This is a genomic window from Bacteroides sp. MSSM.1001136sp1_RTP21357st2_D2_RTP21359_211015 (assembly GCF_040913205.1).
GTDB classification, from domain to species: Bacteria; Bacteroidota; Bacteroidia; order Bacteroidales; family Bacteroidaceae; genus Bacteroides; species Bacteroides ovatus.
In genome coordinates, this window is the sequence record NZ_JBDFVF010000009.1 from 13,883 (window position 1) to 39,522 (window position 25,640).

Annotated in this window: 23 protein-coding genes and 1 pseudogene; 14 read left to right on the forward strand and 10 right to left on the reverse strand. The window is 45.3% G+C overall.

Annotated elements, in window-relative coordinates:
• Positions 1-63 precede the first annotated feature (63 nt).
• Genes accC through AB5217_RS07880 form a run of 3 tightly spaced genes read left to right on the forward strand, consistent with a single transcriptional unit; the run spans position 64 to position 3,666 of the window.
• Positions 64-1,578 (forward strand): acetyl-CoA carboxylase biotin carboxylase subunit, encoded by a 1,515-nt coding sequence (gene accC / locus AB5217_RS07870; protein ID WP_004321665.1) that lies wholly within the window; start codon positions 64-66, stop codon positions 1,576-1,578.
• 22 nt (positions 1,579-1,600) lie between these two features.
• Positions 1,601-2,110 (forward strand): acetyl-CoA carboxylase biotin carboxyl carrier protein subunit, encoded by a 510-nt coding sequence (locus AB5217_RS07875; protein ID WP_004306894.1) that lies wholly within the window; start codon positions 1,601-1,603, stop codon positions 2,108-2,110.
• 20 nt (positions 2,111-2,130) lie between these two features.
• Positions 2,131-3,666 (forward strand): acyl-CoA carboxylase subunit beta, encoded by a 1,536-nt coding sequence (locus tag AB5217_RS07880; RefSeq protein WP_004296828.1) that lies wholly within the window; start codon positions 2,131-2,133, stop codon positions 3,664-3,666.
• A gap of 610 nt (positions 3,667-4,276) precedes the next feature.
• Here the strand turns inward: AB5217_RS07880 and AB5217_RS07885 are convergent.
• Positions 4,277-5,317, reverse strand: coding sequence for an N-acetylmuramoyl-L-alanine amidase (locus AB5217_RS07885; protein ID WP_008650399.1), 1,041 nt, complete (start codon positions 5,315-5,317; stop codon positions 4,277-4,279).
• A 129-nt stretch (positions 5,318-5,446) separates the two neighbouring features.
• Between AB5217_RS07885 and AB5217_RS07890 the strand changes: the two genes are divergently transcribed.
• Positions 5,447-6,727 carry an O-acetylhomoserine aminocarboxypropyltransferase/cysteine synthase family protein gene (locus AB5217_RS07890; protein ID WP_004306892.1) on the forward strand — a complete coding sequence of 427 codons (1,281 nt, stop codon included), beginning with the start codon at positions 5,447-5,449 and terminating at the stop codon, positions 6,725-6,727.
• A 41-nt stretch (positions 6,728-6,768) separates the two neighbouring features.
• Entirely contained in the window at positions 6,769-7,665 is an 897-nt protein-coding gene (locus AB5217_RS07895; RefSeq protein WP_004308978.1) for an MBL fold metallo-hydrolase, read from the forward strand.
• Positions 7,666-7,680: 15 nt separating this feature from the next.
• Here AB5217_RS07895 and AB5217_RS07900 read toward each other — a convergent pair.
• The 5 genes and pseudogenes from AB5217_RS07900 to AB5217_RS07920 form a co-directional block, all read right to left on the reverse strand.
• Positions 7,681-8,084: pseudogene (locus AB5217_RS07900) on the reverse strand (hypothetical protein).
• A 91-nt stretch (positions 8,085-8,175) separates the two neighbouring features.
• Positions 8,176-8,802, reverse strand: a complete 627-nt coding sequence (locus AB5217_RS07905) for an HU family DNA-binding protein (protein ID WP_004296814.1) — start codon at positions 8,800-8,802, stop codon at positions 8,176-8,178.
• Positions 8,803-9,086: 284 nt separating this feature from the next.
• A complete protein-coding gene (gene imm9, locus AB5217_RS07910; RefSeq protein WP_070782520.1) occupies positions 9,087-9,593 on the reverse strand; it encodes an Imm9 family immunity protein in 507 nt (168 codons plus the stop codon).
• 233 nt (positions 9,594-9,826) lie between these two features.
• Entirely contained in the window at positions 9,827-12,076 is a 2,250-nt protein-coding gene (locus AB5217_RS07915; protein WP_368112570.1) for an inorganic phosphate transporter, read from the reverse strand.
• Between the two features lie 460 nt (positions 12,077-12,536).
• Positions 12,537-14,624: an RNA degradosome polyphosphate kinase gene (locus AB5217_RS07920; RefSeq protein ID WP_004296808.1), complete on the reverse strand. Its 2,088-nt coding sequence runs from the start codon at positions 14,622-14,624 to the stop codon at positions 12,537-12,539.
• A 55-nt stretch (positions 14,625-14,679) separates the two neighbouring features.
• Here AB5217_RS07920 and AB5217_RS07925 point away from each other — a divergent pair, with 55 nt between their 5' ends.
• The 3 genes from AB5217_RS07925 to rfbB all read left to right on the forward strand — a co-directional run bounded on the left by AB5217_RS07925 (position 14,680) and on the right by rfbB (position 17,301).
• Complete coding sequence (locus AB5217_RS07925; protein ID WP_009038686.1) at positions 14,680-15,174, forward strand: metallophosphoesterase family protein; 495 nt, start codon at positions 14,680-14,682, stop codon at positions 15,172-15,174.
• A 99-nt stretch (positions 15,175-15,273) separates the two neighbouring features.
• Positions 15,274-16,143 carry a glucose-1-phosphate thymidylyltransferase RfbA gene (gene rfbA, locus AB5217_RS07930; protein WP_004296806.1) on the forward strand — a complete coding sequence of 290 codons (870 nt, stop codon included), beginning with the start codon at positions 15,274-15,276 and terminating at the stop codon, positions 16,141-16,143.
• Positions 16,144-16,164: 21 nt separating this feature from the next.
• Positions 16,165-17,301, forward strand: a complete 1,137-nt coding sequence (gene rfbB / locus AB5217_RS07935) for a dTDP-glucose 4,6-dehydratase (RefSeq protein WP_004296805.1) — start codon at positions 16,165-16,167, stop codon at positions 17,299-17,301.
• Between the two features lie 3 nt (positions 17,302-17,304).
• Here the strand turns inward: rfbB and AB5217_RS07940 are convergent, their stop codons facing one another.
• On the reverse strand, positions 17,305-18,198 hold the full coding sequence (locus tag AB5217_RS07940; RefSeq protein WP_004296804.1) for a 1,4-dihydroxy-2-naphthoate polyprenyltransferase: 894 nt from the start codon (positions 18,196-18,198) through the stop codon (positions 17,305-17,307).
• 88 nt (positions 18,199-18,286) lie between these two features.
• Here AB5217_RS07940 and AB5217_RS07945 point away from each other — a divergent pair, with 88 nt between their 5' ends.
• Entirely contained in the window at positions 18,287-19,348 is a 1,062-nt protein-coding gene (locus tag AB5217_RS07945) for a metallophosphoesterase (protein WP_004306886.1), read from the forward strand.
• On the opposite strand, the gene nadD is transcribed toward AB5217_RS07945, so the two are convergent.
• The 3 genes from nadD to AB5217_RS07960 are packed head-to-tail and all read right to left on the reverse strand — an operon-like array spanning position 19,323 to position 21,398.
• Positions 19,323-19,910, reverse strand: coding sequence for a nicotinate (nicotinamide) nucleotide adenylyltransferase (gene nadD, locus AB5217_RS07950; protein ID WP_004326037.1), 588 nt, complete (start codon positions 19,908-19,910; stop codon positions 19,323-19,325). The genes AB5217_RS07945 and nadD overlap by 26 nt on opposite strands.
• Complete coding sequence (gene gmk / locus AB5217_RS07955) at positions 19,907-20,473, reverse strand: guanylate kinase (RefSeq protein WP_070782523.1); 567 nt, start codon at positions 20,471-20,473, stop codon at positions 19,907-19,909. Before gmk ends, nadD begins: the two co-directional genes overlap by 4 nt.
• Before the next feature lie 43 nt (positions 20,474-20,516).
• Complete coding sequence (locus AB5217_RS07960) at positions 20,517-21,398, reverse strand: YicC/YloC family endoribonuclease (RefSeq protein WP_004296799.1); 882 nt, start codon at positions 21,396-21,398, stop codon at positions 20,517-20,519.
• A gap of 89 nt (positions 21,399-21,487) precedes the next feature.
• On the opposite strand from AB5217_RS07960, the gene tsaB reads away from it, so the two are divergent.
• The 5 genes from tsaB (at position 21,488) to AB5217_RS07985 (ending at position 25,635) form a co-directional block, all read left to right on the forward strand.
• Positions 21,488-22,177, forward strand: coding sequence for a tRNA (adenosine(37)-N6)-threonylcarbamoyltransferase complex dimerization subunit type 1 TsaB (gene tsaB, locus AB5217_RS07965; RefSeq protein WP_004306883.1), 690 nt, complete (start codon positions 21,488-21,490; stop codon positions 22,175-22,177).
• A gap of 36 nt (positions 22,178-22,213) precedes the next feature.
• On the forward strand, positions 22,214-22,825 hold the full coding sequence (locus AB5217_RS07970) for a DUF4290 domain-containing protein (RefSeq protein ID WP_004296797.1): 612 nt from the start codon (positions 22,214-22,216) through the stop codon (positions 22,823-22,825).
• A gap of 30 nt (positions 22,826-22,855) precedes the next feature.
• Complete coding sequence (gene murA, locus AB5217_RS07975) at positions 22,856-24,160, forward strand: UDP-N-acetylglucosamine 1-carboxyvinyltransferase (protein ID WP_004296796.1); 1,305 nt, start codon at positions 22,856-22,858, stop codon at positions 24,158-24,160.
• Positions 24,157-24,699, forward strand: a complete 543-nt coding sequence (gene rimM / locus AB5217_RS07980) for a ribosome maturation factor RimM (protein WP_004296795.1) — start codon at positions 24,157-24,159, stop codon at positions 24,697-24,699. The genes murA and rimM overlap by 4 nt, the downstream gene beginning before the upstream one ends.
• 75 nt (positions 24,700-24,774) lie before the next feature.
• Entirely contained in the window at positions 24,775-25,635 is an 861-nt protein-coding gene (locus tag AB5217_RS07985) for a M23 family metallopeptidase (RefSeq protein WP_004296794.1), read from the forward strand.
• Positions 25,636-25,640: the final 5 nt, after the last annotated feature.

The following is a 25,640-nucleotide window of genomic DNA, read 5'->3' on the forward strand; positions in this document are numbered from 1 at the left end:
TCGGGTGGAGTATGTCCATTAGATGGGAAGACATTAATAAGTATGTACTTAATTGAAAAAAGTATGATAAAAAAAATCTTAGTAGCCAATCGCGGTGAAATTGCCGTAAGGGTGATGCGCTCCTGCCGGGAGATGGAGATAACGAGTATCGCTATCTTCTCCGAAGCAGATCGGACCGCGAAGCATGTGCTTTATGCAGACGAAGCTTATTGCGTAGGGCCGGCAGCATCCAAAGAGAGTTATCTGAATATAGAAAAAATCATCGAAGTGGCGAAAGCAGCTCATGCGGACGCCATCCATCCGGGTTACGGCTTCTTGTCCGAGAATGCTACCTTCGCCCGTCGATGTCAGGAAGAAGGAATCATCTTTATCGGACCTAATCCGGAAACAATGGAAGCCATGGGGGATAAAATTGCTGCCCGTATCAAAATGATCGAGGCGGGAGTACCCGTTGTTCCCGGCACACAAGACAATTTGAAAAGTGTGGAAGAAGCCATAGAACTTTGCAATAAGATCGGATACCCGGTGATGCTGAAAGCTTCTATGGGCGGTGGTGGAAAGGGTATGCGCCTCATCCACAGTGCCGAAGAAGTGGAAGAAGCTTATACTACTGCCAAGAGCGAATCGTTGTCTTCCTTTGGCGACGACACGGTTTATCTGGAGAAGTTCGTTGAAGAGCCTCATCATATCGAGTTCCAGATTCTTGGTGACAAGCATGGAAATGTCATTCATCTATGCGAACGCGAATGTTCCGTGCAACGCCGTAACCAGAAAATCGTAGAAGAGACTCCTTCGGTTTTCGTCACTCCCGAACTACGGAAAGATATGGGTGAAAAGGCGGTAGCTGCGGCTAAAGCGGTGAACTACATCGGTGCGGGTACTATCGAATTTCTTGTTGACAAACACCGCAACTATTATTTCCTTGAGATGAACACCCGTTTACAGGTGGAGCATCCGATTACGGAAGAAGTGATTGGGGTAGATTTGGTAAAAGAGCAGATTAAAGTTGCCGACGGACAAGTGCTTCAACTGAAACAAGAGGATATCCGGCAACGCGGGCACGCTATCGAATGTCGTATCTGTGCCGAAGACACTGAAATGAATTTCATGCCAAGTCCGGGTATCATCAAACAGATTACAGAGCCGAACAGTATCGGTGTGCGTATTGACAGTTATGTGTACGAGGGATATGAAATTCCAATCTACTACGACCCGATGATCGGTAAACTGATTGTATGGGCTACCAACCGCGAATACGCTATCGAGCGGATGCGCCGCGTACTCCACGAATATAAGTTGACCGGTGTGAAAAACAACATCAGCTATCTGCGTGCCATCATGGACACTCCCGATTTCGTGGAAGGTCACTATGATACAGGATTCATCACCAAGAACGGCGAATATCTGCAACAACGCATCATGCGCACCAGCGAACATTCCGAAAATATTGCTTTGATTGCCGCCTATATGGACTACTTGATGAACCTCGAAGAGAACAACAGCGGTATGGCTACCGACAACCGTCCTATCAGCAAATGGAAAGAGTTCGGACTGCACAAGGGAGTGTTGAGAATCTAATTTTAACAAAGAGAATTCAATTATGGAAATTCATATAGGAAACCGTGTGGCCGAAGTAGAGTTGGTCAGCAAAGAAGATAACAAGGTGGTGCTTACCATTGATGGAAAACCGTTTGAAGCAGATGTAGTGATGGCGGAAAACGGCACTTGCAACATCTTGATGGACGGACGCAGTTCGAATGCACAGCTGATTCGCCGTGATAACGGGAAAAGCTATAAAGTGAATACGCATTATAGCAGTTTCAATGTAGAAATTGTGGACAGCCAGGCGAAATATTTGCGGATGCGCAAGAAAGGGGAAGAGGAACAGAATGATTGTATTATTTCTCCGATGCCGGGCAAGGTGGTGAAAATACCTGTTGTAGTCGGTCAGGAAATGAAAGCGGGAGATACTGCCATCGTTATCGAAGCAATGAAGATGCAGAGCAACTACAAAGTGACTTCGGATTGCCGCATTAAAGAAATTCTGGTTCAAGAAGGTGATAGCATAACCGGCGAACAGACATTAATAACATTAGAACCGATTGCATAATAATAAGAACGGATTGCATTATGGAAGAAATAAATAAAGCATACGCCACGTTCGAGGAACGTGACCGCATCGCTTCTCTTGGTGGAGGCGTTGATAAAATAGAGAAGCAACATGAAAGCGGTAAAATGACTGCCCGCGAACGTATCGAGATGTTACTCGATAAGGGTACTTTCGTTGAACTGGATAAGTTGATGGTTCACCGTTGTACGAACTACGGTATGGATAAGAACAAAATTCCGGGAGATGGTATCGTATCCGGTTACGGAAAGGTGGACGGTCGCCAGGTGTTTGTTTACGCTTATGACTTTACGGTATATGGCGGCTCACTGTCAGCTTCCAATGCTAAAAAGATTGTGAAAGTACAACAACTTGCATTGAAGAACGGTGCCCCGATTATCGCTTTGAATGATTCGGGCGGTGCACGTATCCAGGAAGGGATCGAGAGCCTTTCCGGTTATGCTGATATTTTCTATCAGAATACAATGGCCAGCGGTGTGATTCCACAGATTTCGGCAATCCTGGGTCCTTGCGCCGGAGGTGCCTGCTACTCTCCTGCCCTGACCGATTTCATCTTTATGGTGAAAGAAAAAAGTCACATGTTTGTGACTGGTCCGGATGTAGTAAAAACTGTGATTCATGAGGAAGTAAGTAAAGAAGAGCTGGGTGGCGCAATGACACATAGTAGCAAGAGCGGTGTGACTCACTTTATGTGCAATACCGAAGAAGAATTGCTGATGAGCATCCGTGAACTGCTTTCTTTCTTACCACAGAATAATATGGATGAAGCTAAGAAAAAACCTTGCACTGACGAAACAAACCGCGAAGATACTTCTCTGGATACAATCGTTCCGGTAGACCCGAACGTACCGTATGACATGAAAGACATTATCGAACGTGTTATAGACAACGGCTATTTCTTCGAAGTGATGCCGAACTTTGCTAAGAATATTATCATTGGCTTTGCCCGTATGGCAGGTCGTTCGGTAGGTATCGTAGCGAATCAGCCAGCTTATCTTGCCGGTGTTCTCGATATTGATGCCAGCGACAAAGCAAGCCGTTTTATCCGTTTCTGCGATTGCTTCAATATTCCATTGATTACATTCGAAGATGTTCCGGGATTCCTTCCGGGATATACACAGGAAAACAATGGTATCATCCGTCACGGTGCAAAAATAGTTTATGCATTTGCAGAAGCCACTGTTCCCAAACTGACAGTGATTACCCGCAAAGCTTACGGTGGTGCTTATATCGTAATGAACTCCAAGCAGACCGGAGCTGACGTGAACTTCGCTTACCCAAGTGCAGAAATTGCTGTGATGGGTGCGGACGGCGCCATCAATATCCTGTTCCGCAAAGCTGACGAAGCAACAAAGGCCAAGGAACTGGAAGCCTACAAAGAAAAGTTTGCCACTCCGTATCAGGCTGCCGAGCTGGGATATATTGACGAAATCATTTATCCGAGACAGACTCGCAAACGTCTGATTCAGGCACTGGAAATGACGGAAAACAAGATGCAGACAAACCCGCCCAAGAAGCATGGTAATATGCCTTTATAACAACTAGATAAGGTGCGCAAAAGCACCACTCATACAACGAGCTTGCAAAGATTCTATGATATACTTTAGGAGATTTGTAAGCTCGTTTCTTATTTGTAAGCCTGCCGTTTCTTTATATGTGACAAAAAAAACGGCACCTCGATTCACATCGCAGCACCGTCACAACACAAACACAAAATAAAACACGACAAAACTACTATGCAATCTTCCTGTCATGCCGGGGAGGCATACCTTGCTTGACTTATCTATATTCGCATACACACAAGAAGCTTTATCAGGCGATTTGCACAATAAATAACATACATTTCCGGATTTTGTTCACAGGATTGATAAGATTTTATTCAACTAATATGATAAGAAAATGAAATAGCACGCCCTTTAAGGAATTCAAGAGAAACGAAAAAACGGTACCCCGATTCACATCGCAGCACCGTCACAACACAAACACAAAATAAAACACGACAAAACTACTATGCAATCTTCCTGTTATGCCGGGGAGGCATATTCACTAGCCTATATATATTCGCATACCTACAAGTAGCCATCAGGCGATTTGCATATATAAAACATTCAGATTTTTATTTTGTTCACGAAAGGAGAAGTAAAAATGTTATTTCTTCTCCTTGTAGTCTTTCAGGAAGCCTTCCATCAGCCATTTGGCGAGTGCCTGACGATTGGAATTCATCACCAACCGACGCTGATCGAACGTATTCTGGATATTACCCAACTCCACAAAGACGGAAGCGGGAGTGGTATGGGAAAGTACGTATAAGTTACGCCCGCTTACTGTGCCGGAAAAGCCCCGGTTGGGTTGATGTTTATCGTACTTTGACTCAAACGTATTTTTCATATTATTCGCCAATCGTTTGCTTTCTCCCTTTTTATTCGAATAATAGAAAAAGACATCCGTTTGTTTTCCCTTACTACGGCTATCAATATGAATAAAAATCGCCCTGCAATAAGAGTAGTTCTTACGGTCTTTCCGGTAAAGAGCGTTTATTTTATCACAGCGTTGCTGTAAGCGTTGCACCTGATTCAAAGGAATTGGATCACCCATACAAGTCTCCCGTTTACTGTTTGACAGGTATGAATCATCACGGATACCATCTTTAGCATCTTGAATGATGATACGGACTTCGGCCCCTTCCTGCATTAGGTTACGTGCCAGACGGAGGGCAATATCATAAGCGTATTCATCTTCGTGCAATTCGTATTTACCAACTTTCCCGATAGCACCCGGATCAGGACCTCCATGTCCGCTGACCACATAGAAGCAAGCACCGGCAAGACGGTTGGAAGTGACTTTCACATCAGCCAGTTGTTTTCCAAACAGAGGCTGATTGAGGGTAGTTCCTATTTTTGTTGATTTAGCTTTCGGAGATTGTTGCTTTGTCCCGGTATTTCCGGAAGGTGATTTCTTAATGGGAGGAATAACATACGTCACGCCCACTTTAAGCACATTGTTCTTTCCCAGTTTCTGTTTATTCAGCTCAATAAAGTCGTCGTAATACTTCTTCGGAGAGCGGTTGTGCCTCAACAGAAAAGAAGAGATACCTTCACCCGCCTTCGGGGTTGCCTTCTGCTGTGCCCAAAGAGTTGTGCCCGAAAAAAGAAAAGCTAAGAATAAAAGAATATAGAGTTTATTTTTCATAACTACATTAACTATCTCCTTCGCAAGAGTATCATTTCACTCATAAACAGGGCAAAAATACAATTATTTTCCCTACTTTTGCAGCATTAAAACATTTTTTGAAATAAAACATTAAAACCCGATAACATTATGGCAAAACAATTCAAACCGGAAACCCTGTGTGTACAGGCAGGATGGACGCCTAAAAAAGGCGAACCACGCGTATTGCCCATCTATCAAAGTACAACTTTCAAATACGATACCAGCGAGCAGATGGCCCGCCTGTTCGACCTGGAAGACAGTGGTTACTTTTATACCCGCCTGCAAAATCCAACGAATGACGCTGTTGCCGCCAAAATCGCTGCCCTTGAAGGTGGTGTAGCCGCTATGCTGACTTCCAGCGGCCAGGCTGCCAACTTCTATGCCATTTTTAATATCTGTCAGGCAGGAGATCACTTTGTTTGCTCTTCCGCTATTTACGGAGGTACGTTCAACCTGTTTGGCGTGACTATGAAGAAGCTAGGCATCGATGTGACTTTCGTTAATCCGGATGCCAGCGAAGAAGAAATTTCTGCAGCTTTCAAACCGAATACAAAAGCTTTATTCGGTGAAACGATTTCCAACCCTTCTCTTGAAGTACTGGATATTGAGAAATTTGCACGCATCGCACACAGTCACGGGGTTCCCTTGATTGTTGACAACACTTTCCCGACCCCGATCAACTGCCGCCCATTTGAATGGGGAGCTGACATCGTGGTTCATTCTACTACCAAATACATGGACGGACACGCTACAAGCGTAGGTGGCTGTATCGTAGACAGCGGTAATTTTGACTGGGATGCTCATGCTGAAAAATTCCCGGGACTTTGTACTCCGGACGAGTCATACCACGGACTGACTTATACCAAAGCATTCGGCAAAGGTGCTTATATCACCAAAGCAACTGCCCAACTGATGCGTGACCTCGGCAGCATCCAGAGTCCGCAAAACTCTTTCTTATTGAATCTGGGACTTGAGACACTGCACCTGCGTATGCCTCAACACTGCCGTAACGCACAGAAAGTGGCCGAATATCTTTCTAAAAATGAGAAAGTAGCTTGGGTAAACTATTGTGGTCTGCCGGACAACAAATATTACAGCCTGGCACAGAAATATATGCCGAACGGTTCTTGCGGAGTCATCTCCTTCGGTCTGAAAGGCGGACGTGATGTGTCTATCAAGTTTATGGACTCACTGGAATTCATCGCTATCGTTACTCACGTAGCTGATGCACGCAGTTGCGTGCTCCATCCGGCGAGCCATACTCACCGCCAGTTGACGGATGAGCAACTGATGGAAGCCGGTGTACGTCCGGACCTGATCCGCCTATCGGTAGGTATCGAAAATGCGGATGATATCATTGCTGATATCGAACAGGCTTTGAACGCATAAGAATACCGTAAAGGTATAAAATAATAAGAGAAGGCACGGGAATGAAATATTTCCCGTGCCTTCTTATTTTCCACAAAAAGAAAGTTAATTTCGCAAAGAATCATTTCAAATATGAACCGATAAATCTTCTCGGATGTTTATCTTTGCAGGGAACCAAATTCTGTACAGATATGAAAAAGAATCTATTATTAGCATTCGTATTATGCTTTTCTTACGGATTTTCTTATTCCCATTCATTTAACAACCCAACTAACCTGACTACAAAGATGCAAAACTTTGAAATGGATTCATTTACCACCCAAAATGGGAAAAGCCTGAAGATCACTTTCTTCAGACATGCGAGCTTATTGCTGGAATATGCAGGACAAAAAATATTCGTTGATCCAGTATCCGATTACGCCGACTATACACAACAGCCGAAGGCGGATTTCATCCTGATTACGCATGAACATGGAGACCATTTCGATACCAAAGCAATAGCAGCTATCGAAACAAGCGGGACTAGAATTATTGCTAATCCTAATTGCCGGAAAATGCTGAACAGAGGACAGGAAATGAAGAACAGTGATGTGCTTCAACTGGCAGATGATATGAAACTGGAAGCCGTACCGGCCTATAATACGACTCCCGGCAGAGATAAGTTCCATCCCAAAGGACGTGACAACGGCTATATTCTTACTCTGGGAGGGACCCGCATCTATATCGCCGGAGATACAGAAGATATTCCAGAACTAAACCAAATGAAAGATATTGATATCGCTTTCCTGCCAGTCAACCAACCCTACACCATGACACCGGAACAAGCGATACGTGCAACTCAAATTATCAAGCCGCACATTTTGTATCCTTATCATTACGGAAATACGGATATCAATAAAGTAAAAGAAGGATTGAAAAATGAGAAAACAACCGAAGTACGTATACGGGCTTTACAATAAAGCCCGTACAAATGATTACAAATCCTCCGCAGATAAACTGAAGATCATTGTATCCACCCAATATACAACCGTTCTATCTGCAGGTAAAACATCTTCGAGATAAGGTGAATCAGATACATCTTCCAACCATGCCGTAGTAATCGGACCTCTTTCTCTTGTAAGACTTTGAGTTCCTAAATACGGGCTAAAATTAAAGAAGGTGTGTTGTTTCTCTACATCATTTTCACCTTTATATGTAAAGACACTTCCCATCCATTAAGATACAGGACTGTAGAAGAAATCGTGTTCGTACAGGTTCCCGTTTCGTCGATTAATTCGGAACCGCTAAATAAAATAATCTCTGCATCATCTTGACAGGCTGATATACAAAAAGTCATGAGAGAGAGGAGAAAGAAGCCTAATAAAGTTTTTGTTTTCATATTTTCAGTGGTATGGTTAAATCGCGATTTATGTCATTGTTTTACAAAGATATAAAGTATTTGTATAGTATCATCATACAAATATGATGAATTATGTTTTCTTTATATACACCCGATGTGTTCCTCTACCATCAATCCCGATACCGGAACCGGGCGTATACGCCCATTGGCGCAATTCATTGGTAGCCGCCGTGCGCAGCAGACCTGTCAGTTTCCGGTATTCGTAGACCGTCAGAAAAGGATGTTCCTCCAGATATCTAACAGCCAATGCTAGTCGTTGCTCCGGTGTATACTTCTGTGAAGAGCGTTGCGACTTCCACGGAGCTCTTTCCAGCAGACATCTTCCGTTGATACGCCTCACCATCTTCCTGTCTACACGAAAGTTCACGCTCCCCACCACAATGCTTCGTGCGTTACGATGGGTTTCACCCTCTCCGGTCTTTTCGCGTTCTTTATCTTTGCATAACGCCAACGAAGGAGAGAATGTTCCGATACCATCCAGCTTCACAGACTTGCCTTCTGCCATCTGATGTGCCATTTCAATACCGATCTGTGTAATTACGCCTTCCACATCTCCGACATTAAAACCACTGCTGGATGCTATCTGACGTATTAAATCCTCGGTAGATACCTGATCTATCATTGCAAACCGAGGATAAAGTACCTGTTCGCCCGTTCCATGAATATCGGGCATTTCTTCCATTACGTACATTGCCATAATACTAAAGTTTATTTGAAATATTGATTATTAATAGAAAACTTACTCGCTATAGGTAGAAAACTTGTTCTCCCCTACAGGAAAAGTTGTTTTTCCTATAGGACAAACTAAAACCGCAAGTTCTGGTTTTATAACTGAAACTTCTGATTACATAATCAAAAGTTCCGGTTTTATAATCAGAACTTGCGGTTATAGTTTTCTTACCAACAAAGATACGTTTTCCTGCCGGGATAAGCAAGTTTAATCCCTATGAAAAAGAAGTTTGATTACAATTCAGTTACTTATCACCGCTTCTTTACTTTATATCCTTTCAGGGTAAAACCAACTTCAAACAGGTTCAAAAGGGCTATCCGGATGTTATCTTCTATATAGGTCTCCATATTATCATATTTTGCAAAGTTGACGGGAAGGAGTCTGTTATTCCTCCTAAAGCTTTCATCCGGTATTTTACCCGTAAAACGTCCTTTCTTCTTCACTCCCCAACGAATGGTTTTACTACAAGGAAGAGGTATACCTATCGTCAGCACTTTTTCTTTAGTTACCGTATCGGTGATTCCATGTTTCCAGATACTGATATGGTTGGCTCCCAAATAAGTGCCGATATAAAGGACAACGGTCAGCGTCCAATCGTCCAAAGCCTCATCGGTTTGAATACCATTCACCAAATCAGAGAAATAGCCTTCAACCTTTTCTCTGTCAAAACAGTTTAGTTCAGGCCATTCACATTTCTCAAACAGTTGATGCACATTGACAGGAACCAGTAAGGTGGTTATTTCTAACTGATATTTCATTCATTTCGTTTTTATATCATTGCATCTAAAATCGTCTCAAGTATCTTATCGACTATAAATATACAATTTTACCAGATCAAATGCTAAAGAGTAGAACTTTTTTTAAACCTATTTCTGAAAAAGAAAGGACTGTTTGATACACCCCTCCTATATAAACAGGGTTTATCAGACAGTCCTTTCCGTGCGGAGTATGATTCGTCCGTTATTCAGTGGACGATCCTTGCTTTTCGTCCTTACGGCATTTCAGTTTCCATCTGGAACTTACGGCTTACTTTCATCAAATTGATAGTGTAAGTGACTACGTTCTGTGCTTCCTGAACCATCGTGAGATACACCATACTTACCCGGATGCTTCCTGATTGGCTTTGGATACGTTGCAGTTCCTTACGTTTCAATAGTGAAAGCTGTCCGTTGAGGTCGTTGGCACGACGGATTTCTTCTTCGAAGTCGTTGTACTCGTTGTTTTCCATTTTCTTACGACACTGCTGAATCAGATAGGTGATATCTTCGGAAACATCGCTGAATTCACCTTTCTGGATGGCGTCCAATGGGTTGAAGTTGTTGTCGATATGTTCGAGGCAAGGTTCGCAGAGGCGGGAAATACTGTAGACCAATTCGCTGGCGAAGTCGTTGCCTTGATAGTAATAAAGTCCTTTTTCGAGTACGGTGTTATTGTCGAGACGACACATGGCGACGGTGCCCGAACGTTTCATCTGTTTGATGAGCTGTTTCTCAAATTTAGTGGACCCCATGGCACGACGCAATCCTCGCAGATTTTCATGAAGGAATGAAGTGACAGTCAGTTCGAAATTTGTTTCTGCATATTCCAATACTTTGGAAAGTTCTTCGCGGGTGTGCTTACGCATCAGTTGCAGGGCTTCTGTGCTGTCTGTGGTTTGCATCAGTTGCTTCAGCGTTTCGTTACCTTGTTCTTTCGCTTTGCGTTTCTTGTACATCACCTGGCTACGGATCAAGATGAATACAGCTATACCGATGAGGGCGATGATAGAGATGTTACCTCCATAATGGAGTACGAGAGCTACGAAGAAACAGATGGTGAAGGCGGCTCCGGCGGTGATGAACCAGCCTCCGATGACGCTTAATACGCCGGTGATACGGTAAACGGCTGAATCACGTCCCCAGGCGCGGTCGGCCAAAGAAGTACCCATAGCTACCATGAAGGTTACGTAGGTGGTGGAAAGGGGAAGTTTCAGGGAGGTTCCCAAGGCGATGAGCAGACCGGCCAATACCAGGTTGACAGAAGCGCGGACAAGGTCGAAAGCAGCTCCGTCGGCAATGATTGCTTCGTCTTTGCGGAAGCGGGAGTCAAGCCATTTTTTGCTGCCCTCCGGCATTATTCGGGAGATTCCATTGGCAAGTGTCATGCTGATGCGGACTACTGTGCGGGCGATCGGAGTACTTCCGAATGCTTCTTCTCCTTCATCTTGGCGGGAAAGGTCGACAGATGTTTTAATTACAGCATGTGCTTTTTTAGAGGTGCAGAGGGCGTAGACCATGACGGCTCCGGCTCCGATAAGAAAATACCACGGGGTTTTGGCGGGTCCCAGCAGGGAGGTCATCAGGAAGCCGTTCGGGTTTCCTTCTCCGTTGGCGGTGTAATCTAAAAAAGAGGAGAAACCTGCGAGGGGAACGCCAATAAAGTTGACAAGGTCGTTACCGGCAAAAGCGAGAGCCAGAGCGAAGGTTCCCATCAGTACGACGACTTTGAAAACATTGATTTTCATCCAGTGAAGGATTTGCATCAGTACGGTGAAGAATACAAAGAAAACGGTGATTAGCATCAGTGTGTTGTCTTGTATCCAGTGTTTGTTTTCAGAGGTCATGAAGGAGCTGTCTTTCAGTCCTTTGATAAGCATGAAATAGATGATGGCAGTAGCGGCTATCCCCCCAAAGAGGGCGATGCTGTATTTCATCTTTTTCGTATAGTTGAAAGTGAATATCACACGGGCAAGCCATTGTACAAGCATTCCGAAGAAGAAGGCGATAGCGACGGAGACGAAGATCGCCATGATGACGGAGAGGGCTTTGTCGGTGTTTATGAGGTCGCCCAGACCGAGGGTATCGCTATTATGTACTTTGATAAGTGAGAGGGCAAAGGTACCTCCGAGTAGTTCAAAGACTAGTGAAACGGTGGTAGAGGTAGGCATCCCCATGGAGTTGAATACGTCCAGCAGTACTACGTCGGTCAACATGACGGCCAGCAGAATGCACATGATTTCGGCAAAGTAGAAGTGCTCGGGCTGGTAGATGCCGTGCCGGGCAATGTCCATCATACCGTTGGACAGGGAAGCGCCAATGAATATACCAATACCGGCTATGAAAAGAATGGTTTTAAACGAAGCGGCCTTGGCGCCTACCGCAGAGTTCAAAAAGTTAACTGCATCATTACTGACTCCGACTATCAGATCGAAAACAGCTAGTACAAAGAGGAAGATGATAATGCATAAATAAATAGTCTCCATAATAAATATATGTGTATGTTGTTTCCGGCTGCAAAGGACGGGATTTGACGTTGCAGGGAGGTGTCATACATGTTACATTTATGTTACAATCGTCTTTCTTTTGTCTTGAAACAAAAGAAAGAAGCAAAGAAAAATTCAAGGCTGACTTTTTTCTCCTACTCGCTCCCTGCACTGCGCTAAAGGGCAGAAACTCGCTACGCTCAAACAGTCTGCCCTTTTTGACGCTCCGTTACGGGGGCTCGCTTGACGGAGAAAAAAGTAGGCCGGAGGGGCGTGCGGGGTGGGCGTTGTGGGGGAGGTTGCATGAGATGTCGGTGTGGTTGTTGCGAGGGAAGCCATGTAGTAAGGGCGTATAACGGGGGATGTGCAGCGGGAACGTTGCGGGAAGGCCGTGTGGGGCGTTGTAAGTTGCAGGACACGGGTATGGGATTCTTATGTTAGTTAATTAGTTGGTTGTTTTTTAGTTATTTGTTTTGTTTAACCAGTCATAGAAGGTGTATTGGGCTCGTACAGCGGGGGTGCCGGGCGCTCTTTTTTTGAATATATTTCGCAGGTTGTCGTCTACCCAGCAGGCTTTTTGGTTGTCGGCGAGCTGGATATTAAGCATTTCGATAAGGCTGTCACGCAGGTCGGGGGCGAGAATGGGGGTGATGGCTTCGATGCGGCGGTAGAGGTTACGACGCATCCAGTCGGGGGAGCCCATGAAGACTTTGGGTTTGCCGTCGTTGCCGAAGTACCAGATACGGGCGTGTTCGAGGAAACTGTCTACAATACGGGTGACACGAATGTTACGACTGTATGACTGTCCGGGGATAAGACAACAGATTCCACGGACGATGAGGTCTATTTGTACGCCGTGTTCGGAGGCTTCGTAGAGACGGTCGATCATGGCGGGGTCTTGAAGGGCGTTCATTTTTAAGATGATACGGCCTTGTTTGCCTTCGTCGGCGAGGGCGATTTCCCGATCAATCAGGCGGTTCAATTCGGGGATGAGGTTGAAACGGGCGACAAGAAGGGTGGTGAACTTCGGGTCTTCTTTGCCTTGCAGGGTGCGGAAGAGGTTATAGAGGTCGGCCACTATCTTCGGACGGCAGGTGAAAAGGCCACAGTCGGCGTAGAGGGTGGCGGTCTTTTCATTAAAGTTACCGGTGCTGATATAGGCGTAGCTGGGTATTTTTTCACCGTTCAGTCCGCGGCGGCGGATAAGGGCTACTTTGGCGTGTACTTTCAGACCGGGTATGCTGTATATTATTTTAATGCCGGCGGCTTGCATCATTTCGGCCGTGGCAAGGTTGTTTTCTTCGTCGAAACGGGCTTTCAGTTCCACGAATACGGTGACTTTCTTGCCGTTTTGGGCGGCGGCTATCAGGGTGTTGATGACGGCGGAGTTTTCAGCTACGCGGTATTGGGTTACCATGATTTCACGGGTTTCCGGGTTGTGCACGGCTTCATACAGGAAGTGGATGAAGTGCTCGAAAGAGTGATAAGGGTAATATAATAACAGGTCCTTCTTGGCAACGTAGTTGAAGATAGATTCTTTTTCGTCGAGGATGGTCAGCTTCATTGGCTTCGGCTTTTCGAGGCTGTGAAGAGATTTGTTCGGGTTGGGAAGATGACGCAGGTCTTCAAGATTCAGGTGCTTGTCGCCGGGGACAAGTTCATCGCGCTGAATATGGAAGGCGTCTACCAGAAAGTCCAGAAAGTCATGAGGCATACCACGGTCGTAGACGAAACGGCAGACGTCACCGATCTTACGTTTCTTCACTTTCTTCTTGAGTTGAGCGACAAGGTCGGCACTGCTGGCGGTGTCGTCAATTAATATGTCAGCGTCACGGGAGATTTTGATGCAGTAGCTGGAATCGACATCGTAGCCGGGGAAAATAAGGTTGAGGTTTGCCTTGATTATATCTTCGGTAAACATCAGGTAATGGTTTTTCTCGCGGGATGGAAGTTCGATGAAGCGGGGCACTTTGGCGTAGGGTTGCTTCATCACGAAGTAAAGAGGTTGCCGGGATTCTGTTAGACTGGTAGTTCCTTCATTTCCTTCTTTCTTCGGATAGACTCGTATGGCCAGGTAAAGGCGGTTATCCCGCAGGAAGGAGACTATTTTATCTTTGGATACAGGCACAGGCTGCAGGTAGGGAAAAATTTCTTCCCGGAAAAAGTCTTTAATAAACTGCTGGTGGAACGGTTCTACATGTCTGTCCTGATAAAAGATGATGTGATTCTTGCGCAGGGCAGGTAGTAGTTTCTCTTCATAAATGCGTACACGGTCATCCAGCTGGCGGGTGACTTCTTTATTTATTTCTTCTACCAGTTCGCGGGCGGATTGTACGGTTTCTTCATCACTTTCCGTAGCGCCGGAGGCAACAGCTTTATGGTCGGCTACACGGATTTTGTAAAACTCTTCGAGGTTGGAAGAGTAGATAGAGATGAAGTTGATACGTTCGTAGAGCGGTAGACGCTCGTCCAGAGCCTCCAACAATACGCGGTAATTGAATGAGAGCCAACTAATATCTCGCTTGAAATAATTATATTTGCTTTCCATGTGCTTTAAGATTTTTCCAAATATAGTATCTTTGTGGGATTAAACAAAGAAATTTATGACAAGAATTGGATTATTATCTGATACTCACGCTTACTGGGACGAGAAATATCTGGAATATTTTGAACCGTGTGACGAAATCTGGCATGCCGGAGACATCGGTTCGCTGGAAGTAGCGGAAAAGTTAGCCGCCTTCCGTCCATTCCGGGCGGTATATGGAAATATTGACGGACAGGAAATCAGAAAGCTGTATCCGCAAATAAACCGTTTCACGGTGGATGGTGCAGAAGTGCTGATTAAACATATCGGCGGTTATCCGGGGAAATACGATCCTTCCATCATCGGCAGTCTGATGACACGTCCGCCCAAACTTTTTATCAGCGGACATTCTCATATATTAAAGGTGAAATATGATAAAACGCTGGATATGTTGCATATTAATCCGGGAGCTGCCGGCATGTCCGGTTTCCACAAAGTACGGACTTTGGTACGTTTTGTTATCAACCAGGGGGCCTTTCAGGACTTGGAAGTCATCGAATTGGCGGACAAATAAAATAAATGTTCCTGCCAGATTGAAAAATTATTTTAAAATTTTGCCACGTCGGAATTCTTTCCGACCTTTGCACGCAGTTAATGAATAACTCAGACGAACATGAAAGGAATTATTCTAGCCGGTGGTAGTGCCACCCGACTTTATCCGCTCTCTAAAGCGATTTCCAAACAAATCATGCCTGTGTATGACAAGCCGATGATTTATTATCCGTTGTCAACACTTATGTTGGCAGGAATACGCGAAGTGTTGATTATTTCGACTCCACGCGATTTGCCGATGTTCCGCGACTTGTTGGGAACGGGTGAGGAACTGGGTATGTCTTTCTCCTATAAAATTCAGGAACAACCTAACGGACTGGCACAAGCTTTCGTATTGGGAGCCGATTTCCTGAACGGCGAACCGGGCTGTCTGATTCTTGGGGATAATATGTTTTACGGACAGGGCTTCTCCGCCATGCTCCGCCGGGCTGCCAATATAGAAAAGGGCGCCTGCATCTTCGGTTACTACGTGAAAGACCCGCGCGCTTATGGTGTAGTGGAATTTGACGAACAGGGAAAAGTGATTTCACTGGAAGAAAAGCCGGAAGTGCCGAAAAGCAATTATGCCGTTCCGGGACTTTATTTCTACGATGCCAGTGTGACGGAAAAAGCAGCGGCTCTTCGTCCTTCAGCACGTGGAGAGTATGAGATAACAGACTTGAACCGTCTGTATCTGGAAGAAGGTACATTGAAAGTGGAACTCTTCGGACGCGGATTTGCATGGCTCGATACGGGTAACTGCGACAGTCTGCTGGAAGCTTCCAACTTCGTGGCCACTATTCAGAACCGCCAAGGTTTTTACGTCAGCTGTATTGAAGAAATCGCCTGGCGTCAGGGATGGATTCCGACGGAGCAGTTGCTTCTACTGGGTCAACAGCTCGAAAAAACCGAGTATGGTAAGTACCTTATCGAATTGGCTAAACAATCCTAAAATCAACATAAAGAATAAAATATGAAAACTTATCTAGTGACCGGTGCCGCAGGATTTATCGGGGCAAATTACATCAAGTACATCTTAGCCAAACATAACGACATCAAAGTCGTGATATTGGACGCTTTGACGTATGCAGGTAACTTAGGAACGATTGCCAAAGACATCGACAACGAACGCTGTGTCTTTATCAAAGGAGACATTTGTAGCCGCGATGTGGTAGACGGTCTTTTTGCTGAGTATCGTTTTGACTATGTGGTGAATTTCGCTGCCGAGAGCCATGTGGACCGCAGCATTGAAAATCCGCAACTGTTTCTGATTACCAACATTCTCGGAACACAGAACTTACTGGATTGTGCACGCCGTGCATGGGTAATGGGGAAAGACGAACAAGGATATCCGACCTGGAGAAAAGGTGTACGCTATCATCAGGTATCTACCGATGAGGTGTATGGTTCATTGGGAGCCGAAGGGTATTTCACTGAAGCAACTCCGCTTTGTCCTCACAGCCCATACAGTGCTTCTAAGACAAGTGCAGACATGGTGGTAATGGCTTACCACGACACTTATAAAATGCCGGTAACGATTACCCGTTGCTCCAACAACTACGGTCCGTACCACTTCCCGGAAAAATTGATTCCGTTGATTATCAAGAATATCCTCGAAGGAAAGCATCTCCCCGTCTACGGTGACGGTAGCAATGTGCGCGACTGGCTTTACGTGGAAGACCACTGCAAAGCAATCGACCTCGTTGTGCGTGAAGGTCAAGACGGAGAAGTGTACAACGTTGGTGGACACAACGAGAAAACAAACCTCGAAATCGTGAAACTGACAATTTCGACTATCCACCGTCTGATGGCAGAAAATCCCGAATATCGTCAGGTTCTCAAAAAGAAAGTGAAAGACGAAAACGGAGATATTTCGATCGAATGGATCAACGAAGATCTGATTACTTTCGTTAAGGACCGTCTGGGACACGACCAACGTTATGCTATCGACCCCACCAAGATAACAAATGCCTTAGGATGGTATCCCGAAACTAAATTCGAGGTCGGTATCGTAAAGACAATCGAATGGTATTTAGCCAACCAAGCTTGGGTGGAAGAAGTTACCAGCGGAGATTATCAGGGTTACTACGAAAAGATGTACGGGAAATGATTCTCAATTTATCAACATTCCTATTGCAATAAGAATACCCATAAGCAGCATATTACGCGAAGTCTCGCCTAATATGCTGTTTAATTTTTTACCGCTGTATATTTTCACCATCCGTTTCCAGGTAAGGAAATGAGGGATCAGATAAAGTTGCGGAAGAAAAGCGGCGTAGAAATGACCTTCACGAAGGAAACACAAGCAGAGAAGAGAAGCGGTAATCCCCAGCATCAAATAAAAATAGCGACCGAATTTCTCGCCAAAACGAACGATCACTGTCCTTTTTCCACTGCGTGCATCCGCTTCGCGGTCACGATAATTATTGACTACCAACAATGTGTCGATAAGCAGTCCGCAGATTAAAGAGGCGATAGTGACATCCGGTGTCCAAGTTAGCGCCTGTACGTAATATGTTCCGCCTACGGGTACAAAGCCGAAAAAGACAATCACCAATACATCGCCCCAACCGTTGTAAGAAAGAGGATAAGGACCGGTGGTATAAAGAAAGGCAAATAACACACAAAGCACTCCTACGATAATCAATTCCCACCCGGCAAAGAAGAGTAACGTACAGCCGATAAGGCAGGCAAGAGCAACCGTAATAATAATCCCGGTTTTCATCGCTTGCGGAGAAATCCATCCTTGCGCACAAGCACGTTCGGGGCCTAACCGGTCTTCCCGGTCTGTTCCTTTGAGGAAGTCGAAAAGGTCATTGATGAAATTAGCGGCAATTTGCATCAGACTTGCAAACAGACAGCAGATCAGTGCAGGCAACCAGTGAAAACGTCCGTCCATTGCAGCAAGAGCAGTACCTATCATAACCGGAGTTATGGCCCCTGTCAGCGTTTTGGGACGTGCAGCTAATATCCATGCTTGTAGCGAGTTACGCTTTACTTCTTCCATACTTTAATATATTATAAATAGTTTTGACGGACAAAGATACATGATTTTTCGTATCTTTGCACCCCGAAAAACTTCAAACTAAGAGAAGATGAAGAAAATAAAAACAATCTACCCTGTTATCCTGTTGACATTGCTTTTGCTGGTTTCCTGTAAGTCGAAAAAGAATATGGTGGCTACCTTGCCACGCCCTGTTTTAAATTCAGATTCTATTTATCCGGATACGGCTAATGCCATAGCCGGGTTATTCTCCCCCGACCACTCGCAACTCAAAGAGCTGAATGTTTCCAAAAACAAAAAGCAGAATACAAAGGAAAAGACTTCTACCGATACACACGAATCGTCGGATCTGGTACTGCGGGGAACAAAAATCACTTCTTCCAGCGTAGATGTATCTTCTGTCTATACCGGAGTGGACCGTGTAGTAAAATATGACTTTACACACCGCGATGTTCCCGAAGCCTTTGAAGGTTTCCGTATCGCTTTCATTTCCGACTTACACTACAAAAGTCTGCTGAAAGAAAAAGGCCTGAACGACCTTGTCCGCCTACTGATTGCTCAAAAGGCTGATGTGCTTCTAATGGGTGGTGACTATCAGGAAGGTTGTGAATATGTGGAACCTTTGTTTTCCGCACTGGCACGCGTAAAAACACCGATGGGCACTTATGGGGTAATGGGCAATAACGACTACGAACGTTGCCACGACGATATTGTGAATACAATGAAACATTACGGCATGCGTCCGTTAGAACATGAAGTAGATACGCTTCGTAAAGACGGGCAGCAGATCATTATCGCTGGAGTGCGCAATCCTTTTGATCTGGGGCGCAACGGAGTATCGCCTACTCTGGCACTCTCTCCCAAAGATTTTGTCATCTTACTGGTTCATACTCCGGATTACATCGAAGATGTTTCAGTAGCTAACACCGACCTTGCCCTGGCAGGACACACCCACGGCGGACAAGTCCGTGTATTCGGAGTTGCCCCGGCACTTAACTCACACTATGGCAATCGTTTCATCACCGGACTGGCATATAATTCTGCAAAAATACCTTTGATTATAACAAACGGAATAGGAACCTCCAAATTACCAATCCGTGTCGGCGCTCCGGCGGAAATCATCGTTATTACTCTTCATCGATTAACGGAGTAAACTGGATAGCCTCCCAAGCCTTTGGATGCACAAAGTATCGAACATCTTTCCCTGCATCCAGTGCTTCTCGAATAAAAGTAGAACTGATTTCAAATACAGGAGAATGAACGAGACGCACCGTTTCCGGCAATTCCTCCTCTTTGACGGGAAAGCCGGGACGGGGGTAAATAAGAATCTGATTCTCTTTAATGATACGTTCGGACTGATACCAATATCCAAAACGTTCCCAATTATCGGAACCGATAATGAAATAAAACTCGCGATCGGGAAATGCCTCACGCAGTTTCTCCAACGTATATACGCTATATGAGGGGCGAGGCAAATGAAACTCAAAATCTGAAGCCTGAAAACGAGGATAGTCACTGATGCTCAACTTTACCAGTTCGAGACGTAATTCATCATTCCATAACTTCTCCTGTGCTTTCAAAGGATTCTGCGGACTCACCATAAACCAGATTTCATCCAATCCTTCATACTCACAAAGGTAGTTGGCTAGAGCAAGATGTCCGATGTGAATCGGATTGAATGATCCGCTGAAGATTCCGGTTTTCTGCTTATTCATTGTTCCAAAAACTCTTTGATAACTTTCAAAGCTTCCGCTTTAGCAGTTTCCAAATTGTCATTGACAATCACACAATCGAATTGCGGAGCAAAACCCAATTCATATTCCGCCTTAGCGATGCGACTTTCAATCACTTCCGGCGCATCCGTTCCACGTCCTTCCAACCGGCAGCGTAATTCTTCCACCGAAGGCGGCTGGATAAACACCGACAACGCACGATCGCCATAAAACTTCTTGATATTGCATCCGCCAACCACATCTACATCAAACACCACATTCTGACCCGCTTTCAATTGCTTTTCTACCTGCGCTTTCAGCGTTCCGTAATAACGGTCCTTATACACCTCCTCATACTCCAGAAATTCGTTGTTCTCAATGCGTTGGCGAAATTCTTCCGGCGTAAGGAAGAAATATTCAACCCCATGCTGCTCCGTTCCACGCGGAGGACGGCTGGTAGCAGAAATAGAAAACGCTAAATTCAAGTTCTGCGTCAGCAGATAATTGATTATAGTAGATTTGCCCGAACCCGACGGAGCAGAGAAAATAATTAGCTTACCGGTCATAAGTTTAATGAAGAATTAAGAATTAAAAATGATAGATACTGTTTTACATCACGTTCAGCACCTGTTCCTTAATCTGTTCCAGTTCATCCTTCATCTGAACTACGATCTTCTGCATTTCAGCATGATTGGACTTGCTGCCTAACGTATTGATCTCCCGACCCATTTCCTGGGCGATAAAACCAAGCTTCTTACCCTGTCCGCTACCACTTTCCATCGTGCTGATGAAATATTTCAGATGGTTGCTAAGACGTTGTTTTTCCTCGTTGACATCCAGTTTTTCGATGTAGTAAATCAGTTCCTGTTCCAGACGATTCTTGTCGTAGTCTACGCTTAACGTCTTTTCGAGAGCATCAGTGATGCGTTCCTTCACTTTCTCTACACGTTCTTTCTCGTAAGGAGTAATCTGTTCGAGCAAACTGTTGATGTTGGCAATCTTCTCACGGAATTTCTTTTCCAATGCAGCCCCCTCCTGTTTGCGGAAATCTACCAAATGACTGATGGCTTCAAGTATGGTAGCATGCACCATGCTCCATTCCTCTTCCGTCAGTTCCTGAATTTCCGTTTTCGTCATCACGTCCGGCATGCGAAGTAATAGTTGGAGCCAGTCTTCCGGTGCGGGACAAGGAATCCCCAGTTCGCGGCTTATCGAATCCAACTGGCTATAATAACTTTTCAGTACATCCTTATTGATGGGAGCAGCATCCGCACCCTCCTTCTTCTCTATCCACAGGCTGAAGTCAGCTTTTCCACGTTCCAGAACTTTAGAAATCTCATTACGGATTTCAATCTCTTTTTCACGATACGCCGGAGCGATGCGAGTGGACAAATCCATTGCCTTGCTGTTGAGCGACTTGATTTCTACATTTATTTTTTTATCAGGAAGTTCGGCCGTAGCTTTACCGTATCCTGTCATAGACTGTATCATAACCTTAAAGTTTTGTGCAAAAGTACACGAATATTTTAAGAATTGGAAATAATCATGTAAATTTGCGACAATTTAATAAGCTGATTTTTATGTCGTGTATACTGAATATTGAAACCTCTACCTCTGTTTGCTCGGTAGCGGCCAGTCAAGACGGACAGACGATTTTTGTGAAAGAAGACTTGAAAGGCCCTTCACACGCCGTGTCTTTAGGAGTTTTTGTAGATGAAGCATTGTCGTTCATAGACAGTCATGCCATCCCTTTGGATGCCGTTGCAGTGAGTTGCGGACCGGGTTCGTACACCGGACTCCGAATCGGGGTTTCTATGGCGAAAGGAATTTGTTACGGGCGCAATATCCCCTTGATCGGTATCCCGACGCTGGAAGTATTGAGTGTTCCGGTGCTGTTGTATCACGACTTGCCCGAAAACGCTTTGCTTTGTCCGATGATCGACGCCCGCCGCATGGAAGTATATGCAGCCGTCTATGACCGTCGTCTACAAGTGAAACGTACAGTTGCCGCCGACATCGTAGATGAGAACTCTTACCTGGAGTTCCTGAACGAACAACCGGTTTATTTCTTTGGAAACGGAGCCGACAAATGCCGCGAACAGATCACGCATCCGAACGCACATTTTATCGACAATATCCATCCGTTGGCTAAAATGATGTTCCCACTGGCAGAAAAAGCAGTGGCCGATGAAGACTATAAAGACGTGGCTTACTTCGAACCTTTCTACCTGAAAGAATTCGTTGCCTCCATGCCGAAAAAGCTTCTTTAATTTTTTAATTTTTAATTCTCAATTTTAATTTAACAAATGCAATACAATACTCAACAGAAAAGAATGCCGCTTCCCGAATACGGACGTAGCATCCAGAACATGGTAGATTATGCGTTGACCATTCAGGATCGTGCAGAACGTCAGCGTTGTGCCAACACCATCATCAACATTATGGGAAATATGTTCCCCCATTTGCGTGATGTACCCGATTTCAAGCACAAGCTTTGGGACCACCTGGCTATCATGTCCGGTTTTGAGCTGGATATTGACTATCCGTATGAAATCATCCGCAAGGATAATCTGGTGACCCGCCCGGACCATATCCCCTACTCCACCGCCCGTATGCGTTACCGTCACTACGGACATACGCTGGAAGTACTGATAAAAAAAGCGATCGAATTCCCTGAAGGAAACGAAAAGAGAAACCTGATCGCTCTTATCTGCAACCACATGAAGAAGGATTACCTGGCATGGAACAAAGATACAGTGGACGACAAAAAGATTGCCGAAGACCTGTACGAACTGTCCAACGGGGAACTCCAAATGACCGACGATATCGTCCGGCTGATGGCAGAACGCCTGAATCAGAACTACCGTCCGAAGACGAACTATACCAACAATCGTCAAAACAATAAAAGAAGATACTAAAACACTTTATACTTAATACTAAAAAAATTAATGGCTTCATTTGTAATCGAAGGAGGACATCGGCTTAGCGGAGAAATCCACCCGCAAGGAGCTAAAAACGAAGTTTTGCAGATAATCTGTGCCACGTTGCTGACCGCAGAGGAAGTGACGGTGAACAATATACCTGACATTCTTGATGTCAACAACCTGATTCAGCTCTTGCGGGAGATGGGAGTGACGGTTGCAAAGAAAGGCATTGATTCTTATAGTTTTAAAGCAGAAAATGTAGACCTGGCTTATTTGGAAAGCGATGAATTCCTAAAGAAATGTTCCAGTCTGCGAGGCTCTGTGATGCTTATAGGTCCCATGGTGGCACGTTTCGGCAAGGCATTGATTTCCAAGCCGGGAGGAGATAAAATCGGTCGCCGCCGTCTGGACACTCACTTTGTAGGTATTCAGAATTTAGGGGCCGACTTCCGCTACGACGAAGAGCGGGGTATCTACGAAATAACGGCCGACAGACTTCAGGGAAGCTATATGCTACTGGACGAAGCATCTGTCACCGGAACAGCCAACATCGTCATGGCAGCCGTACTTGCCAAAGGTACGACCACCATTTACAATGCCGCCTGCGAACCCTACGTGCAACAACTCTGCCGGTTACTCAACCGGATGGGAGCCAAAATCAGCGGTATCGCATCCAACCTGCTCACCATCGAAGGCGTGGAAGAACTGCACGGCACGCAACACACCGTACTGCCCGACATGATTGAAGTGGGCAGCTTCATCGGCATGGCGGCAATGACGAAAAGCGAAATTACCATCAAGAATGTTTCTTACGAAAATCTTGGAATCATCCCCGAGAGCTTCCGCCGTCTGGGCATCAAGCTCGAACAAAGAGGAGACGATATTTACGTTCCCGCACAGGAAACATACCAGATAGAATCATTTATCGACGGCTCCATCATGACAATAGCCGACGCCACTTGGCCGGGACTGACTCCCGACTTGCTAAGTGTGATGCTCGTTGTAGCCACACAAGCCAAAGGCAGCGTACTGATCCATCAGAAAATGTTCGAAAGCCGCCTGTTCTTTGTGGACAAACTGATTGACATGGGTGCACAGATCATTCTCTGCGACCCTCACCGTGCCGTAGTCATCGGACACAACCACGGCTTCAAGCTGCGCGGCGCCCGCCTGACTTCACCGGATATACGTGCCGGTATCGCCCTTCTGATTGCCGCCATGAGCGCCGAAGGAACCAGTACCATTAGTAACATCGAACAGATAGACCGTGGTTATCAGAACATCGAAGGACGTCTGAACGCTATCGGAGCCAGAATCACCCGGATATGATAAAGAAAGAAGAAGTATACAAGATAGGATTATTCAATAAACCGCACGGGATCCACGGCGAATTGCAATTTACCTTCACGGACGATATTTTCGACCGTGTGGACTGTGATTACCTGATATGCCTGCTCGATGGCATTTTCGTGCCTTTCTTCATCGAAGAATACCGCTTCCGTTCAGACTCCACCGCCTTGGTGAAACTGGAAGGAGTCGACAGTGCCGAACGTGCCCGAATGTTCACCAACATTGAAGTCTACTTCCCCGTGAAACACGCCGAAGAAGCGGAAGATGGCGAATTATCCTGGAACTTCTTTATCGGTTTCCAGATGGAAGACATCCATCACGGACTTCTGGGAGAAGTCATAGATGTAGATACCACTACGGTAAACACCCTTTTCGTGGTTGAAGGAGCGGAAGAAGAGGAACTGCTCGTTCCCGCCCAGGAGGAATTTATCGTAGGAATAGACCAGAAACAGAAACTCATCACGGTGGAACTTCCCGAAGGGTTGCTCAATCTGGAGGAATTGGAAGATGACCGGTGAGAACGAATCAAACGATGAGCCGCTCATCCACTGAAAATAGTAAATAGTAAATCGTAAAAACAGTAAATACCCGAGATGCCAAAGAGAAGACGAAGTAAAGCTTTCTGGAAAAATTTCAAGTTCAAGTATAAACTAACGATCGTTAATGAAAATACACTTGAAGAAATTGTCGGACTTCGCGTATCCAAGCTCAATGGACTTTCCGTATTACTTTGCGTGCTGGCGGTACTTTTCCTGATCGCTTCCTGCATCATCACTTTCACCCCGCTGCGCAACTACCTCCCCGGATACATGAATAGTGAAGTCCGTACACAAATCGTGGACAATGCCCTGCGTGTAGACTCTTTACAACAAGTGCTCAACAAGCAGAATCTTTACATCATGAACATTCAGGATATCTTCAGTGGAAAAGTATCCATCGACAGCGTGCAGACACTCGATTCACTGACCACTGCCCGCGAAGACACACTGATGGAACGTACCAAACGGGAAGAAGAATTCCGCCGTCAGTATGAAGAGAATGAAAAATATAACCTGACCTCCATCACTTCCCAACCGGACGTGACCGGACTCATTTTATACCGTCCGACACGAGGTATGGTGTCCGACCACTTCAATGCCGAGAAGAAACATTACGGCACCGACATCGCCGCCAATCCCAACGAAAGTGTATTGGCAACCATGGACGGGACCGTCATCCTAAGTACATACACCGCCGAGACAGGTTATCTGATTGGCGTACAACATAACCAGGATTTAATTTCAATCTATAAACACTGCGGCTCCCTCCTGAAAAAGGAAGGTGAACGCGTGAAAGGAGGGGAAGCCATCGCTCTGGTAGGAAACAGCGGCACACTTAGTACAGGGCCGCACCTCCATTTCGAACTTTGGTATAAAGGTCATCCGGTAAATCCCGAAAAATACATCGTATTTTAAGTGAT